This window comes from Luteimonas flava (assembly GCF_036584485.1).
Classification (GTDB): Bacteria; Pseudomonadota; Gammaproteobacteria; order Xanthomonadales; family Xanthomonadaceae; genus Luteimonas; species Luteimonas flava.
In genome coordinates this window covers 1,239,694-1,255,413 of sequence record NZ_JAZHBM010000001.1, presented here as the reverse complement: position 1 = coordinate 1,255,413, position 15,720 = coordinate 1,239,694, and the positions used below count along the sequence as shown (strand labels likewise).

Here is a 15,720-nt window from a genome sequence, read left to right as displayed (position 1 = left end):
TGCAACGAGCGCCGGGTGTCTGCGTCAGTTCGACGCCGGCGCTGCTGCGGCATCCGCTTCCGCGGCTTCGTTGTCGCGATGGACCACGGTGTCCTTGCGGCAGTCTTCGACGTCGGTCGCATCCATCGTCGCGTAAGGCTGGAAGGCCGGCAACGCGGCCGCGAGTGCCTGCTGCGACGCGAGCAGCGGCGGCAGGTTGTCGCACAGCTTGTCGGCTTCGGCTTCGATCTTCGCGCCCTCGGCTTCCATGCGCTTCTCGAAGTCGGCGGACTGGCCCGACAGCGCGCTGGCGATCGCGCCCTTCGCGGCTTCGGCGCCGAGCTGGGCGCCCTGGATGCCGATCGTGATGCCGGCCTCGGCGATCGCGATGATGTTGGCGCGATGCGCCAGCAGCAGTTCGCGTTGCGCGGCGTCGACCTCGACCGTCTTGCCGTCGACCAGGAAGTCGCCGGCCGGACTGATCTCCGCCTTCGGCAGGCCGGACGTGCGCGTGTCGTCGCCGCCGAAGCGGAAGCCATTGACGTTCAGTCCGCCGCCACCGCTGCCGCCGACACTGATGTTCTGCTCGACCAGATCCTTGCGCGCCGTTTCCAGCGCGCGGCGGGTGGTGCGGGCGACGAAGCCCTCATCGGCCGGCGCGGTGTTGCCGTCGCCGCTCGCGGGTGCGGGCGCATCATCACGACCGCAGGCGGTCAGCATGCCCGCGCAGGCGAGCAGCAGGGCCAGGGGCAGGGCGCGGGACGGGCGGGTCTTCATGGTCGGACTCCGGAGCTGCAACTGTGAGAGGGTCAACGTTTACGCGGCACGCTGACGGTGCCGCGCACGTCGCGGTGCGAGACCTCGCCGCTGCCCTTGGCACCCACTTCGAGATCGCCGCCGATGCCGCGCGCATCCACATCGCCCGAGCCGATCGAGCCGACGTGCACGCTGCCCTGCACGTCGCGCAGATCGATGTCGCCCGAGCCGAGGCTGCCGATGCGGACGTTGCCGCCGGCGCCTTCGAGCTTGAAGTCGCCCGAGCCGACGCTGCCGACTTCGACCGCGCCGCGGATGCCGCGGGCTTCGACATCGCCCGAACCGATCGACAGCACCTTGAGTTCGCCGGCCGCGTCGACGGTGATGTCGCCCGAGCCGACCTTGGCGGTCGCGCGGCCTTCGATGCGGCGCAGTTCGGCGTCGCCGGATCCGACATCGGCGCTCGCGGCCGACACGCCGGTCACCCAGGCATCGCCGGAGCCGACGACGGTCTGTACCAGCACGTTCGCCGGCACCCGCCCGGACAAGTCCATGTAGGCGTACTGGTTGCCCATCCAGCCGGTCGAATTCGACGTGCGGCGCGCGGTGACGATCAGGGTGTCGCCCGAGCGCTGCTGCTCGAGTACCAGCGAGGCCAGCATCGCTTCGCTCGACGCGCAGGCGCGGCCGCGCAGCGTCGCGTCCGGACGCGCGGCGCCTTCGACGCGCAGCTTGCTGTTGCCGATCTCGAACCGCACCGTGCGCACGCCATCGAGCTGCAGCGCCAGATCGCGCGGCTGGCTGTGTCGACACTGCGGGCTGTCCTCGGCCTGCGCGGCGAACGGCAATGCGAGCGATGCGGCGATGAGCGTGGCGAGCAGCGGGCGAGCGGTACGGGCTGGCGTCATGTCGTGAACTCCCTGGCGAGGTGACCGGCCTGCGGCAGTGCAAGGCCGGCGTGCGTGGTGGCTGACGCTAACCTGAATCGATGCGATCGCGCGAGTGGCGCTGCCGCATCGGCTCAGCGGCCGGCGAACTCGCGCCGGACTTCGTTGCGGCAGCTGTCCGCGTCCCGGGCTTCCAGCCGCGCATAGGGCCGGAACGCCGGCAGGTCGCTTGCGAGCTGTTGCTGCGCGTCGTGCAATGCGGGCATGCGGTCGCAGATCAGCAGCACGCCGGGCCCGACGGTATTGCGCACGGTCCGCTCGATGCGCCGCTCCAGGCCGCCGGTCATCGCGCCGACCATCAGCGAGAACACGCCTCGGTCGACGGAGTCCACGGCCGCCAGTGCGGTGACCTCGCCGATGTCGATACCGGCTTTGGCGACCTCGATGACCATGCCGCGATAGCCGAGCAGCTGCCGGCGCTGCGCCGCATCGATGGCGACGGCCTCGCCTTCGATCAGGAAGTCGCCCTGCGGGGTGATTTCGGCTTTCGGCAACGCCGGTTCCGTCTTCGCCTTGCGGTTGCGGCGGGCATCGCCATTGGCCTGCAGGCTGTGGGTCACGTCGAGATTCTCGGTCTCGAGTTCGGCGCGGGCCCTGGCGAGATCGGTGCGGATGTCGCGCCGGGCGTCTTCCAGATCCCGGCGGATCTCCTCGCGCACACCGCGGGTGTCGGGCGGCGCCGACCAGGCGGCCAGCGGCAGACACAGGGCAAGGGCGAATGCGGTGACGGCTGCAGCTTTCATGGGTGATCTCCGGAATCAGGCGATGGCGAGGAGAAACGGGGTGGCTCAGCCTTCCTCGCGCCAGCGGCGCAGGCGGATGGCGATCGCGATCATCACGGCACCGGCGATGAGGCCGACCCACATCGAGGGCTCGAGGAAGTTGCTGTACATGCCGGGGATCGAGAACATTTCGCTGGCCTGCACCGAACCGGACTGGGCGTATGCCAGATCACGTCCCGTCACCGGTACGGTGCCCAGCAGCATCCGCGAGATCACGTTGCCCCAGAGCCAGTGGCGCTCCAGCCCGATCAGCTGCAGCAGGCCGGTCATCGACGTCGCGACGCCCAGGGCCAGCGGGATCAGCAGCGCCCACAGGAAGGGCTTGCTCTTGGCCCAGGCCGAGCACAGCAGCAGCCAGCCGACGGTCGGGAACATCCAGGCCGCGTACACCGGAATCGCCGCGAGGAACTGCCCCGAGAGCATGAACACCGAGCCGTTGCCCCACAGCAGCGGGAACGGATTGGCGCCGTGCGCCGCTGCGGCGATGCTCAGGGCGATCAGGAACGCGAACATGATGACGATCGCGAACAGCGTGGCGAACAGGGGAATCACCAGCGTCACCGTCGCGACCTTCGACAGGACGGTCGCCGTGTCGGACACCGGCAGCGACTTCCAGAACAGCACGCTGCGGTCGCGGCGGTCGTCGTAGAGCGCGCCGAGACAGTAGAAGAACGCGACGAAGATCATCACCAGGAACGGCCAGGTGGCCGACAGCGCCAGCGTGATCGTGATGCCTTCCGACAGCTGGTAGAGATCATCGCTGGTCAGCTGCTGGGCCAGGGTGCCCAGGTCCAGACCGTTGATGGTCACGCCGTTGTGCTGGACGAGGTTGCCCTCCGCGACCGCCTTGTGGGCGAACACGATGCCGGCGACCAGCAGGCCGAGCGACAGCAGCAGCGATACGCCACCGGCGATCATCGGCGCCCAGAAGATGCCGCCCCGGTGCTCCCAGTACTCGCGCCGCAGCAGCAGACGGAAGCGGTGGGTGGGGTGGGTCGGTGCGAACGTGCGGGACGGCACCGGGGTGTCCACGGATTCGGCGGCGGCATTCATGCGTAGGCTCCTTTCATCGTGGCCACGAACAGGTCGGCCAGGCCCGGGGTGCGGGTTTCGCCGTACGTCGACAGGGTGGACACGGGCACGTTGTCGAACAGCATCACGGTCTTGCCGAAGGGCAGGGCGCGTTCGTCGATCGGGCGGTGGGCGCGGGCGGCGTCGAGGTGTTCGGCGTTGACCAGCACTTCGACGAAGCGCTCGCCCACATCGTCCATCGGCGCGTCGAGCACGATCCTGCCGTTCTGGATGAACAGCACGTCGGTGAGGATGTGTTCGATCTCCTCGACCTGGTGCGTGGTGACGATGATCGTCTTCTGCTCGTCGAAGTAGTCCTCCAGCAGGCGCTGGTAGAACTGCTTGCGGTAGAGGATGTCGAGGCCCAGCGTCGGCTCGTCGAGCACCAGCAGCTTGGCGTCGATCGCCATCACCAGCGCCAGATGCAGCTGCACGATCATGCCCTTGGACATCTCGCGCACACGCTGCTTGGGGCTCAGCTTGGTATTGGCGAGGAAGCGCTCGCAGCGGGCGCGGTCGAAGCGGGGATGCACGCCTTCGACGAAATCGATCGCGTCACGCACCCGCATCCAGCGCGGCAGCACCGCGACGTCGGCGATGAAGCAGACATCGTTCATCAGCGCATCGCGTTCGGTGCGCGGGTCGCGGCCCAGCACCGACATCTCGCCGTCGAAGCGGATCAGGCCCAGCAGCGCCTTGAGCGCGGTGGTCTTGCCGGCGCCGTTGGGGCCGATCAGGCCGACGATGCGGCCGGCCGGAATCTGGAAACTGGTGCCGTCGAGCGCACGCGCGCCCTTGTAGGTCTTGCTGAGGTTGCGCGCGGTGATCACCGGGGTGTCGATGACGGCGTTCATTCGTTGGCTCCATTGCCGATGGACTGCAGCAGGTCCCGGGTCGACAGCCCCAGGCGTTCGATCCGTTCCACCACCTGCGGCCATTCGTCGTGCAGGAACCGCTCGCGTTCGCTGCTGCGCAGCTTCTTCGAGGCTTCCTCGGTGACGAACATGCCCAGGCCGCGGCGCTTCTCCACCAGCGCCTCGTCGGCGAGTTCCTGGTAGGCGCGGGACACGGTGATCGGGTTGAGCTGATAGTCGGCGGCCACCTGGCGCACCGAGGGCAGCGCGTCGCCGGGCTTGAGGACGCCGTCGAGCATCATCGCGATGACGCGTTCCTTCAGCTGGCGGTAGATGGGAGCGCCGTCGCTCCATTCGATGTTGGCCATGGCCTCAGCTCCTTCCACCAGCGCCCCGCGCGAACGAGAAGTACGGCAGGGCGAAGCCGCTGCGTGCACGGCGGGTGCGGGGACGCGGGGTCTCCGCTTCGATGTCGGTCGTCGTCGCAGTGCGCTCGGCCTGGGCGCGGGCCTTCGCGGCCACCGCGACGGTGACGGGCGGCGGTACGAGCTCGCCGGCCGACAGTGCCGGACCGGCGAACAGCAGGCCGGCCGAGAGCGCCAGAGCGGAAGCGGTGCATGCGATGATCGGGGTGTGGAGCCTGCGGTTCATGAGGACCGTCCTGCTCTAGTGGGTAGGTGTTGTAGGTGACTATAACACCACCGCAGCAGGTGTCAACGCGTCATTCCGAAATTTCTACCCAACTGATGGCACGGTTCACCGGCCGTCCAGGAGATCGCGACATGCGTGGTAATCAATGGTTCCGGCGCGTGGCGCTGGCAGTGGTTGCGACCCTGGTGGCGGGCGCGGTGTTCGCGCAGGGCCCGGCGGCGCCGCGTGGCGTGCTCGATCACCAGTTCCGCCAGCTCGCGGTCCGCGAGACCGTGGATCTGCGCCGTGCCTACGGCGGCGACGTGGTGCTGATCGTCAATACCGCGAGCAAGTGCGGCTTCACCCCGCAGTACGAAGCGCTCGAATCCATGCATGCGCGCCTGCGCCCACGCGGGTTCGCGGTGCTGGGCTTTCCGTCGGGCGACTTCAAGGAACAGGAATTCGAGGACGAGGCGGCGATCCAGGAGTTCTGCACGCTGACCTATGGCGTCAAGTTCCCGATGTTCCAGAAGGTGCACGTGATCGGTCCCGACGCGACACCCCTGTTCAAGCAGCTGGCGGAGGCGACTGGCCAGGCGCCGCAGTGGAATTTCCACAAGTATCTGGTCGGTCGCGATGGGCGGGTGCTGGGCCAGTGGGGCAGTCGCACCAAGCCGGATGATCCGCAGATCCTCGCCGCGATCGAGCGCGCGCTGGCCGCGCCGAGGCCGGCCGCCCGCTGAAGCCGCCGGCGGGCCTGATTGCTCCGCCGCCGCGCGCCCGCGACAATAGCGGGCTGCATCGCCCCGTATCCGGGGCAGGAGAACCATGCGGATGTTGAATCAGATGCGTGCCGCGGCCCTTGCGTTGCTGCTGGCACCGGTGGCTACGCTGGCCGTCGCCGCCGAAGGCACCGATCGCGACAGGAGCAGCTACGTGGTCGGCATGGACATGGCCGCCCAGCTCGCGCAGGTGACGCCCGATCTCGATCTGGCCGCGTTCGAAACCGCGGTGGCAGCCGCGCTCGCCGGCAAGCCGCCCGCGCTCGAGCAGGCGGAGACGCAGCGCATCGGCCAGGCGCTGGCGCAACGCGTCGCCTCGCGCAGCGGACGTCCGGTGCCGGGCCTGCCGCCGGGCAGCGAACCGCCCGCGGTGGATCGTGCCAAGGTCGGCCAGATGATCGGCGCCGATGTGGGGCGTTCGCTGACCGCGATGCGCGACGAGATCGCCATCGCGCCGCTGATGCGCGGCGTCCGCGACACGATCGACGGCAAGCCGCCGACGCTGTCGGCCGACGAGATCACCCAGGCGCGCCAGGCGATGATCACGCGTGGCCAGCTGCGCACCGCGCGCGCCGCCGACGACAACCGCCAGGCCGGCATCGCCTTCATGACCGCCAACCGCGGCAAGGCCGGCGTGTTCGCGACCGCCTCGGGTATCCAGTACAGCGTCGAGAAGCAGGGGCAGGGCCCGCGTCCGCGCGCCGGCGACCGCGTGCGCGTGCACTACCGCGGCACGCTGCTCGACGGCACCGAGTTCGACAGCTCCTACAGCCGCGGCGAACCGGCCGTGTTCGGCCTCGACCAGGTCATCGCCGGCTGGACCGAAGGTCTGCAGCTGATGCCGATCGGCGGCAAGTACCGCTTCTGGATTCCCGGCGAGCTGGCCTACGGTGTGCGCGGCAGTCCGCCGAACATTCCGGCGAACTCGACGCTCGTCTTCGATGTCGAACTGATCGACATCCTCTGATCTTCCGTTCCTGGATTCACCGTTCACCTCCCGCCGTCCGCTGTCAGCGGCCGTCCGTTCCAGATCCCTCATCCCGGAGTTTTGACCGCATGAAGAACACCAAGCGCCTCGCCATCGTCGGCCTCGCCGCCGTCCTGCCGCTGGCGATGATCGCCTGCAAGCCGATCGACAAGGAAACCGGCAAGCCGGCCGAAGGCGCGGCCGCCGAAACGCCGGCCGAAGGCGGCGAGATCGCCGGCCTCAAGGGCGAGCGCGAGCAGATCAGCTACATCATCGGCAACCAGATGGGCGAGCAGCTCAAGCAGATCAAGGACGAGATCGACGTCAAGACGCTGCAGCGTGCGATCAGCGAAACGCTCGACGACAAGGCCATCGAGATCAGCGACGAGCAGGCCATGGGCATCATGCAGAAGTTCGGTGAGCGCATGCAGGCCAAGCAGGTCGCGGAGATGGAAGCCAAGTCCAAGACCAACGCCGCCGAGGCCGAGAAGTTCCTCGCCGAGAACGGCAAGCGCGAAGGCGTGCAGACCACCGCATCGGGCCTGCAGTACCGCGTGATCACCGAAGGCACCGGTCCCAAGCCGGGCCCGAACGACACCGTGCGCGTGCACTACAAGGGCACGCTGCTCAACGGCGAGACCTTCGACAGCTCGATCGATCGCGGCGAGCCGGCGCAGTTCGCGCTCAACCAGGTCGTCCCGGGCTGGCAGGAAGGCCTGCAGCTGATGCCGGTCGGCAGCAAGTACGAGCTGTGGATTCCGGCGGCGCTGGGTTACGGCGAAATGGGCTCGGGTCCGATCGGCCCGAACCAGGCACTGGTGTTCGAAGTCGAGCTGCAGGACATCGTCAAGTAAGACCCTGGCCGGTGCGCCGCCCCGTGCGGCGCGCCGGTCCATCGAGAATGCAATGAACGACACCGGACACGACGCGCTGGAATCGCGCGTCACCGAACTGGAGACGCGACTCGCGTTCCAGGAGCAGACCATCGGCGAGCTCAACGATGCGCTGAGCCAGGCGCGACTCGAGCTGAGCGCCCAGACCGGGCTGCTGCGCCGGATGATGGACGACCTGCGCCAGGCGCGCACCGTGCAGTTCCCCGATGCGTCGGAAGAGCCGCCACCCCCGCATTACTGAGGTCGACAGCGATGACCGATTCCCTCCGCGACCAGCTGCTCGGCCTCGGATTCAAGGCGCCGGCACCGGCTGCGCCCAAGCCCAGTTCCCGCCGCGACGAGCGTCGTCCGCGGCCCGACGACCGGCGCGGCCCCCGGCCTGCCGGCCGCAACGCCGATGGCAAGCCCGGCGCGACGCGTGGCGACACAACCGCGCGTCCGCAGGCCCGCAACAGCGGTGCACCGCGCGGCGACGGCAAGCCGCGCGCGAACAGTGAGCGTCGCGGCGCGCCACAGGGCAAGCGCCCGCCGCGCGAAGACATCGATCTGGCCAAGGCCTTCGCCATCCGTGCCCAGCGCGAGAAGGACGAGCGCATCGAGGCCGAGCGCGTCAAACAGGAAGAGGCCCGACTGCGCCGCGAGGCGCGCGCGAAGCTCGAGGTGTTCCTGGCCGACAAGTCGCTCAACATCAAAGAGGCCGAGATCGCCCGTCATTTCGAATACGGCGGCAAGATCAAGCGCATCCACGTCGACGAGGCCCAGCTCAAGGCGCTCAACGCCGGCGAGCTCGGCGTCGTGCAGCTCAACGGCCGCTACCTGCTGGTGACCGCCGCGGTGCTGGAAGAGGCCGGTGCGATCTTCGCGCCGTCCGTCGCGCTGCGGATCGATCCGGATGCACCCGCCGCGGACGATCCCTACAGCGATCCGATGTACCAGGTGCCGGACGATCTCGTCTGGTGAGCGCGTCCGCGTCCATGCGGCTCGCGATGCGTGCTGGCGCGATCGGCCTGCTCGCGTCGGTCTGCGCGGCCGCGCAGGCGCAGGACGCGTCCGAGGTCGAGTTCGACCGGCCCGGCATCGGGTTTTCGCCCTCGGTGCTGGCGCCCGGGCAGATCGCCTGGGAGCAGGGCTTGCCCGACATCGGCCATGACGACAGCGACGGTGTGCGCACCACACGCTACGCCGCCGCGAGTCTGTTGCGCGTGGGCCTTGCCGAAGATCTCGAGCTGCAGATCGGCAGCGACAGCCGGGTGTGGGAGCGCACGCGCAGCGCCGATGCACGCGAGCGCGTGCACGGCGGTGGCGACAGCAGCATTGCGCTCAAGTGGGTGTTGCCGGGTTCGAACGACGACACGCAGTGGGCGGTGCTCGCGCGGCAGGGCGTGCTGACCGGCGCGTCCGAAATCCGCGCCGAGCGTGCGCAGCAGGATCTCGGCGTCAGCGTCGCGACCGGCGATCTCGCGTTCTACGTCAACGGCACGCGCGACGAGAACGGCACCGGCTGGACGGTCTCGCCGAGTTACACCTTCCTGTCGACCGACACCGTCGGTGCGTACGTGGAAGCCGGGCTCGGCACGGGCGCGCAGCGCTCACGCGCGCTAGGCACCGGCATCACCTGGCGCGTCGCGCCTGCGGTGCAGCTGGATCTGTCGGTGCTGCGCGGATTCGCCGAAGACGAGGACGACTGGACCGGCGGCTTCGGCGTGTCCTTCCTGTTGCCCTGATCGTCTCGCAGCGCCGACATCGCGACCCGCGCCGAAGCGCGGATCGCGTTCGCGCGTCGATCAGTCCCGCGCCTGCGCGTCGTAGTCGGCGATCGGGCCGGCGACCTTGCGACCGGCCTGCCACACCGCTTCGATACTGCGCGTATTGCGGATGTCGGCCAGCGGATCGGCCGACAGCACGATGAAGTCGGCGCGCTTGCCCGGCTGCAGCAGACCGCGATCGTCGAAGCGCAGCAGCTGCGCGGCCGCGCTCGTGGCGACGACCAGGGCCTGTTCGGGGCTGAAGCCGGCCTGGTCGACCATCAGTTCCAGTTCGCGATGCTCGGCGAAGCCCGGCACGCGGTGCGGCAGTGCGCCGGCATCGGTGCCGAAGCCGATACGCACGCCGGCCTCGCGCAGCGTCGACAGATTGGCGAGATTCACCGCGAGCGCGTCGCGGTGGGTCTGCGTCGCCGGATCGGCGAGTTTCTTTTCGCGCCACGCCGCGTCCGACCATTGCGCGCGCACCGAGGCGGGCAGGGCGTTGCGCAGGAACGGCGTGTCCAGCCAGTCCGCCTGCTCGGCGTAGATATAGTTCGCTTCGTCGATCTGCAGCGTGGCGATGTAGCCGGTGCCCGCGGCCTTCATCGCGTCGATGAGCGGCGCACCGATCGCCTGGTCGCGGATGCCGTGGGCGATGATGTCGACGCCACTGGCGACGAGATCGGCAGCCGGCACCAGATCATGGATGTGCGCGGCCACCAGCAGATCGTGGCGATGCGCTTCCTCGATCGCGGCCTTGTAGACCTCGGGCGTCATCTGCGGCGACTTGCCGCCGAGATCGTCGACCCAGAGCTTGATCAGATCGACGCCGGATTCGGCCTGCGCCCGCACGGCCGCGCGGGCGCCTTCCGCATCGGCGGGACGGGTGACGGGATCGTCCGACAGGCCCATGTTCGCGGCCGGCGGCGCGCCATCGGGTGTGCCGACACCGCCGCCTGCGCCGTAAAGCTGGGCGCCCAGCATCGGGTCTGCGTTGATCGCAGCGCGGATCTCGCCGAACGCACTGCCGTTCATGCCCAAGGATGCGACCGTGGTGATGCCGTAGGCCTGGAACTGGCGCAGGTCGGCCGAAACCTGATCTTGCGTGTAAAAGCGATCGCCGTGCTCGGTGCCGCGTGTGTTGCCGACGTGCGCGTGGTCGTTGACCAGGCCCGGGATGACGAAGCGGCCGCGATGGTCGATGCGTTCGGCGCCTTCGGGCAGATCGTTCGCGCCGGCCTCGGCGATAAGTTCGATCAGACCGTCGCGGATCACCAGCGAGACTTCGCCCAGATCGCGTGCGCCGTCGAACACGCGTGCGTTGTCGATGACGATCACGCCGGTATCCGGATCGGGTGCAGCGCTGGATGCGCCGGTGTCGGCGGCGTTCTGTGCGGGGCCGCTGCAGGCGGCGAGGCAGACCGTGGCGGCGAGCGCGACGAGCGCGCCGGGGCGTGGGGACATGCGGGCGTCCTTGTGCGATGAAGGGACGGTCCAGCCTAACGACCGCCGGGTGGCGGTCGCGTGTCCATGCCTGCGCGCGGGGCTATTCCGGGTCGTAGTCGAGGTTCGACGCGAGCCAGCGTTCGACCTGCGCGAGCGTGGCGTCCTTGCGCTTCGCGTAGTCCTGCGCCTGTTCCTTCGACACGCGACCGACCACGAAATACTGGCTCTTCGGATGGCTGAAGTAGTAGCCCGAGACCGCGGCGGTCGGCAGCATCGCGAAACTTTCGGTCAGCGTCATGCTGGTGTGCGCGGTGGCATCGAGCAGCTCGAACAATCGGCCTTTCTCGCTGTGCTCCGGACACGCCGGATAGCCGGGCGCCGGGCGGATACCGCGGTATTTCTCGGCGATCAGCGCGTCGTTGTCGAGGTCTTCGTCGGTCGCATAGCCCCAGTAGTCGGTGCGCACGCGCTGGTGCAGACGCTCGGCCAGCGCTTCGGCCAGACGATCGGCCAGCGCCTTGAGCAGGATCGCGTTGTAGTCGTCGTGCGCGGCCTCGAAACGGGCGACGTGCGGATCGATGCCGATGCCGGCCGTGACCGCGAACGCGCCGATCCAGTCCTGCTTGCCACTGTCCTGTGGCGCGATGAAGTCCGCGAGGCAGAAGTCCGGCCGTTCGACCGGCTTGTCGACCTGCTGGCGCAGGAAGTGCAGCGTCGCCTCGCCGCGCTCGTGCTGCAGCACCACGTCGTCGCCGATGCTGTTGGCCGGCCACAGGCCGAACACGGCTTTCGCGGTCAGCCACTTCTCGTCGACGATCCTGCGCAGCATCGCCTGCGCATCGTTGAACAGTTCGGTGGCCTGCGGGCCGACGACCTCGTCGCTGAGGATCGCCGGGTACTTGCCGAACAGCTCCCAGGCGTTGAAGAACGGCGTCCAGTCGATGATCGGGACCAGGTCCTCGAGCGGATAGTCGTCGAACACGTGCACGCCGGGCTTGTGGGGCGTGGGCGGCGTGTACTGGCCCCAGTCGCCATCGAAGCGCTGCGCGCGGGCCTTGGCCAGCGAGACCAGCCGCTTCGCGTCGCCACGATTGGCATGACGCTGGCGGATCTCGGCGTAGTCGGCATCGTTGGCGGCGACGAAGGCGCCGCGCAGTTCCGGGCTGATCAGCGACTGCACCACGCCCACCGCGCGCGAGGCATCCTTCACCCAGACCGTCGGCGAGGCGTAATGCGGTGCGATCTTCAGCGCGGTGTGGGCGCGCGAGGTCGTCGCGCCACCGATCAACAGCGGCGTCTCGAAGCCCTGGCGCTTCATCTCGCGGGCCACGTGGCTCATTTCTTCCAGCGAGGGCGTGATCAGGCCCGACAGGCCGATCACGTCCGCCTGCACTTCGCGCGCCTTGTCGAGGATGGTCTGGGTGGCGACCATGACGCCGAGATCGACGACTTCGAAGTTGTTGCAGGCGAGCACTACGCCGACGATGTTCTTGCCGATGTCGTGCACGTCGCCCTTGACCGTCGCCATCAGCACGCGGCCGTTGTTCTTGCCCGCGTCGCCGGTGCGCAGCTTCTCGGCTTCGATGTAGGGCAGCAGGTAGGCCACCGCCTTCTTCATCACGCGCGCGGACTTGACCACCTGCGGCAGAAACATCTTGCCGGCGCCGAACAGATCGCCGACGACGTTCATGCCGGCCATCAGCGGGCCTTCGATGACATCCAGCGGACGCGTGAACGACTGCCGCGCTTCCTCGGTGTCTTCGACCACGTACTGGTCGATGCCGTGCACCAGCGCGTGGGTGAGCCGCTGCTGCACCGGTGCCTCTCGCCAGGCGGTGTTCTCGACCCGCGCCGCGCCCTTCTTGCCCTTGTAGCGCTCGGCGAGATCGAGCAGGCGCTCGGTCGAATCGCTGCGGCGGTTGAGCACCACGTCCTCGACGCACTCGCGCAGCTCGGGATCGAGATCGTCGACGATCGGCATCGCGCCGGCGTTGACGATGCCGAAATCCATGCCGGCCTTGATCGCATGGAACAGGAACACCGCGTGGATCGCCTGGCGCACGACCTCGTTGCCGCGGAACGAGAACGACACGTTGGAGACGCCACCCGAGACGTGGCAATGCGGCAGCGTCGCCTTGATCTCGCGGGTCGCCTCGATGAAGTCGACCGCGTAGTTGTCGTGCTCTGCGATGCCGGTCGCGATCGCGAAGATGTTGGGGTCGAAGATGATGTCCTCGGGCGGAAACCCGACGACTTCGGTGAGCAACGTGTAGGCGCGCGTGCAGATCTCGACCTTGCGGTCCTTGGTGTCGGCCTGGCCCACCTCGTCGAAGGCCATGACCACGACCGCCGCACCGTAGCGCAGCACCTTGCGCGCCTGTTCGAGGAACGCGGCCTCGCCTTCCTTGAGCGAGATCGAATTGACCACGCCCTTGCCCTGCAGGCATTTCAAGCCGGCTTCGATGACGGTCCACTTCGAGGAGTCGACCATGACCGGGATGCGCGCGATGTCGGGCTCGGCGGCGATCAGGTTGAGGAACGTCGTCATCGCATGCTCGGAATCGAGCATGCCTTCGTCCATGTTGACGTCGAGGATCTGCGCGCCGCCTTCGACCTGCTGGCGCGCGACCTCGACGGCCTCAGGGTAGCGGTTCTCCTTGATCAGCTTGCGGAACGCCGCCGAGCCGGTGACGTTGGTGCGCTCACCGACGTTGATGAAGAGCAATTCCGGCGTGACGATCAGCGGCTCGAGGCCGGACAGGCGGGTGTGGCGGGGACGCGTCATGCGGCGACGTCCAGCGTCGCGGGCGGTCGGCGCGGCGCCACGTCGGCGACGGCCTCCGCGATCGCGCGGATGTGGTCCGGCGACGTGCCGCAGCAGCCGCCGACGATGTTCAACAGACCGGCGGTCGCGAATTCGCGCAGCACCTCGGCCATGTCCTCGGGCGTCTCGTCGTAGCCGCCGAACGCATTCGGCAGGCCGGCGTTCGGATGACAGGACACATACGTCTGCGCGACCTGCGACAGCGTTTCGACGTGCGGCCGCAGGTCTTTCGCGCCGAGCGCGCAGTTCAGGCCCACCGCATGCGGACGCGCGTGCTGCAGCGAATACCAGAACGCTTCGGCGGTCTGTCCCGACAGCGTGCGGCCGGAGGCGTCGGTGATCGTGCCGGAGATCATCACCGGCAGGCGTCCGCCGCGTTCGTCAAACACGGTCTCGATCGCGTACAGCGCCGCCTTGGCGTTGAGCGTGTCGAACACGGTCTCGACCATCAGGATGTCGGCGCCGCCGTCGATCAGGCCGTGTGACGCGTCGCGATAGATCGACACGAGCTCGTCGAAGGTCACGGCGCGATAGCCGGGATCGTTGACGTCCGGGCTGATCGACGCGGTGCGGCTGGTCGGCCCGAGAATGCCGGCGACGAAGCGCGGGCGATCCGGCGTCTGCGCCTGCGCGGCGTCGCAGGCGGCGCGCGCGAGCGCCGCGCCGGTCTCGTTGAGTTCGTGGACCAGGTGCTGCAGGCGGTAATCGGCCAGCGAGACCGCGGTCGAGTTGAATGTGTTGGTCTCGACGATGTCCGCACCGGCGGCGAGGTAGTCGGCGTGGATGCCCTGGATGATGTCGGGCCGCGTGAGCGTGAGCAGGTCGTTGTTGCCGCGCTGGTCATGGCTTTCGCAGCCGCAGCCGGCACCGTGCGCGTGGCCTTGCGCCGCATGCAGCGCGTCGTAGCCCTGCGCGAAGCGCTCGCCGCGATAGTCGGCTTCGGTCAGTTCGAAGCGCTGGATCATCGTGCCCATCGCGCCGTCGAGCACGAGGATGCGGTTGGCCAGCGCGGCATCGAGCGCTGCGACGCGTTCGGGGTGCAGCCACGTGGTCATGGCTTCCTCGCGATGATCGAGATCACCTGGAAATGCGGCGGACGCTTCTCGCGGGTGACAGTTTCGGCGCTGTGGATCTCCAGCCCGGCCTTGGTGACGAAGCGGCGCAGTTCCTTGTCCGGGAAGCCGAGGTTCGCGTGGCCGTAGGCCTGCACCGCGGTCTCGTGACCGTGCCGGTCCAGGCTCGACAGCAGCAGACGCCCGCCCGGTCGCAGCACGCGCGCGGCTTCGGTGACGGCCTGGGCGGGCTTGGTCGCATAGGTCAGCGCGTGCATCAGCACCACGAGATCGAAACTGCCGGCCTCGAAGGGCAGGGCGTGCATGTCGCCTTCGCGCACCTCGACATTGGTGAAGCGCTTGAGCCGCTCGGTCGAGGCCGCGACCACGCGCCGGCTGGCGTCCAGGCAGACGTAGCGATGCGCATGCGGCGCCAGCAGCTCGGCCAGCACGCCGTCGCCCGAGGCGATGTCGAGCACGTCGCCGGTTTCCAGCAGTGGCAGCGCGGAGCGCGCGAGCGCTTCCCAGGTGCGGCCGGGCGAGTAGTGCCGCTCCATGTCGCCGGCCACGGTGTCGGCCCAGCTCTGGTCGGCGGCGCGCGTCGCCAGCACCGCAGGCGTACGTTCGGCGTCCTGCCGCAGCAGCGGATCGTCGCTGCCGGTCGACAGCGCCTGCCACAGCGCACGCTGCGCGGGATCGAGCGCGGCGTCGTCGAAGCGGTAGTAGGCGGACACGCCGGCGCGGCGGTCGCGCACGAGGTTGGCTTCCTTCAACCGTGCCAGATGCGTGGACACGCGCGGCTGCGCGAGGCGGGTGATCGAGGACAGCTCGGCCACCGTCAGCTCTTCGACTTCGAGCAGGGCGAGCAGGCGCACACGCGTGGGATCGGCGAGCACTTTCAGGCGCGCGGACCAGGCCTCCAGATCCATCAATATCTCCATATCGCGATATAGAGATAATTGTCGGCGCGCGCGGCGGTGGGGTCAAGGTTG

General features: G+C 68.6%; 17 protein-coding genes. 6 read left to right on the top strand and 11 right to left on the bottom strand.

From position 1 onward, the window contains the following. Positions 1-24 precede the first annotated feature (24 nt). From V3391_RS05935 to V3391_RS05905, 7 genes are all read right to left on the bottom strand, one after another. Positions 25-756, bottom strand: a complete 732-nt coding sequence (locus tag V3391_RS05935; protein ID WP_332077479.1) for a YggN family protein — start codon at positions 754-756, stop codon at positions 25-27. A gap of 32 nt (positions 757-788) precedes the next feature. Beyond that, positions 789-1,643 carry a GIN domain-containing protein gene (locus tag V3391_RS05930; protein ID WP_332077478.1) on the bottom strand — a complete coding sequence of 285 codons (855 nt, stop codon included), beginning with the start codon at positions 1,641-1,643 and terminating at the stop codon, positions 789-791. 113 nt (positions 1,644-1,756) lie between these two features. After that, positions 1,757-2,425, bottom strand: coding sequence for a hypothetical protein (locus V3391_RS05925; protein WP_332077477.1), 669 nt, complete (start codon positions 2,423-2,425; stop codon positions 1,757-1,759). Between the two features lie 45 nt (positions 2,426-2,470). Beyond that, positions 2,471-3,517 carry a hypothetical protein gene (locus V3391_RS05920; RefSeq protein ID WP_332077476.1) on the bottom strand — a complete coding sequence of 349 codons (1,047 nt, stop codon included), beginning with the start codon at positions 3,515-3,517 and terminating at the stop codon, positions 2,471-2,473. Beyond that, positions 3,514-4,389: an ABC transporter ATP-binding protein gene (locus V3391_RS05915; RefSeq protein WP_332077475.1), complete on the bottom strand. Its 876-nt coding sequence runs from the start codon at positions 4,387-4,389 to the stop codon at positions 3,514-3,516. The genes V3391_RS05920 and V3391_RS05915 overlap by 4 nt, the downstream gene beginning before the upstream one ends. Continuing rightward, entirely contained in the window at positions 4,386-4,757 is a 372-nt protein-coding gene (locus V3391_RS05910) for a GntR family transcriptional regulator (RefSeq protein ID WP_310150180.1), read from the bottom strand. Before V3391_RS05910 ends, V3391_RS05915 begins: the two co-directional genes overlap by 4 nt. Positions 4,758-4,761: 4 nt before the next feature. After that, on the bottom strand, positions 4,762-5,040 hold the full coding sequence (locus V3391_RS05905) for a hypothetical protein (protein WP_332077474.1): 279 nt from the start codon (positions 5,038-5,040) through the stop codon (positions 4,762-4,764). A 131-nt stretch (positions 5,041-5,171) separates the two neighbouring features. Between V3391_RS05905 and V3391_RS05900 the strand changes: the two genes are divergently transcribed. The 6 genes from V3391_RS05900 to V3391_RS05875 all read left to right on the top strand — a co-directional run bounded on the left by V3391_RS05900 (position 5,172) and on the right by V3391_RS05875 (position 9,385). Further along, positions 5,172-5,762: a glutathione peroxidase gene (locus V3391_RS05900; protein WP_332077473.1), complete on the top strand. Its 591-nt coding sequence runs from the start codon at positions 5,172-5,174 to the stop codon at positions 5,760-5,762. Positions 5,763-5,853: 91 nt separating this feature from the next. Next, the gene (locus V3391_RS05895) at positions 5,854-6,768 is read left to right on the top strand and encodes an FKBP-type peptidyl-prolyl cis-trans isomerase (RefSeq protein WP_332077472.1); all 915 of its coding nucleotides are present in this window, start codon (positions 5,854-5,856) and stop codon (positions 6,766-6,768) included. Positions 6,769-6,857: 89 nt separating this feature from the next. Beyond that, complete coding sequence (gene bamJ / locus V3391_RS05890; protein WP_332077471.1) at positions 6,858-7,622, top strand: BamJ family beta-barrel-assembly machinery protein; 765 nt, start codon at positions 6,858-6,860, stop codon at positions 7,620-7,622. A gap of 52 nt (positions 7,623-7,674) precedes the next feature. Next, on the top strand, positions 7,675-7,902 hold the full coding sequence (locus V3391_RS05885) for a SlyX family protein (RefSeq protein WP_310238660.1): 228 nt from the start codon (positions 7,675-7,677) through the stop codon (positions 7,900-7,902). A gap of 11 nt (positions 7,903-7,913) precedes the next feature. Next, positions 7,914-8,621 (top strand): DUF2058 domain-containing protein, encoded by a 708-nt coding sequence (locus V3391_RS05880; RefSeq protein ID WP_332077470.1) that lies wholly within the window; start codon positions 7,914-7,916, stop codon positions 8,619-8,621. Continuing rightward, the gene (locus V3391_RS05875; protein WP_332077469.1) at positions 8,618-9,385 is read left to right on the top strand and encodes a transporter; all 768 of its coding nucleotides are present in this window, start codon (positions 8,618-8,620) and stop codon (positions 9,383-9,385) included. The genes V3391_RS05880 and V3391_RS05875 overlap by 4 nt, the downstream gene beginning before the upstream one ends. A gap of 60 nt (positions 9,386-9,445) precedes the next feature. Here V3391_RS05875 and V3391_RS05870 read toward each other — a convergent pair whose 3' ends face one another. The 4 genes from V3391_RS05870 to V3391_RS05855 form a co-directional block, all read right to left on the bottom strand. Then, positions 9,446-10,870, bottom strand: coding sequence for an amidohydrolase family protein (locus V3391_RS05870; protein ID WP_332077468.1), 1,425 nt, complete (start codon positions 10,868-10,870; stop codon positions 9,446-9,448). Positions 10,871-10,952: 82 nt separating this feature from the next. Beyond that, the gene (metH, locus tag V3391_RS05865; protein ID WP_332077467.1) at positions 10,953-13,637 is read right to left on the bottom strand and encodes a methionine synthase; all 2,685 of its coding nucleotides are present in this window, start codon (positions 13,635-13,637) and stop codon (positions 10,953-10,955) included. Beyond that, complete coding sequence (locus V3391_RS05860) at positions 13,634-14,731, bottom strand: homocysteine S-methyltransferase family protein (protein WP_332077466.1); 1,098 nt, start codon at positions 14,729-14,731, stop codon at positions 13,634-13,636. The genes metH and V3391_RS05860 overlap by 4 nt, the downstream gene beginning before the upstream one ends. After that, positions 14,728-15,657, bottom strand: coding sequence for an ArsR/SmtB family transcription factor (locus tag V3391_RS05855; RefSeq protein WP_232134822.1), 930 nt, complete (start codon positions 15,655-15,657; stop codon positions 14,728-14,730). Before V3391_RS05855 ends, V3391_RS05860 begins: the two co-directional genes overlap by 4 nt. Positions 15,658-15,720: the final 63 nt, after the last annotated feature.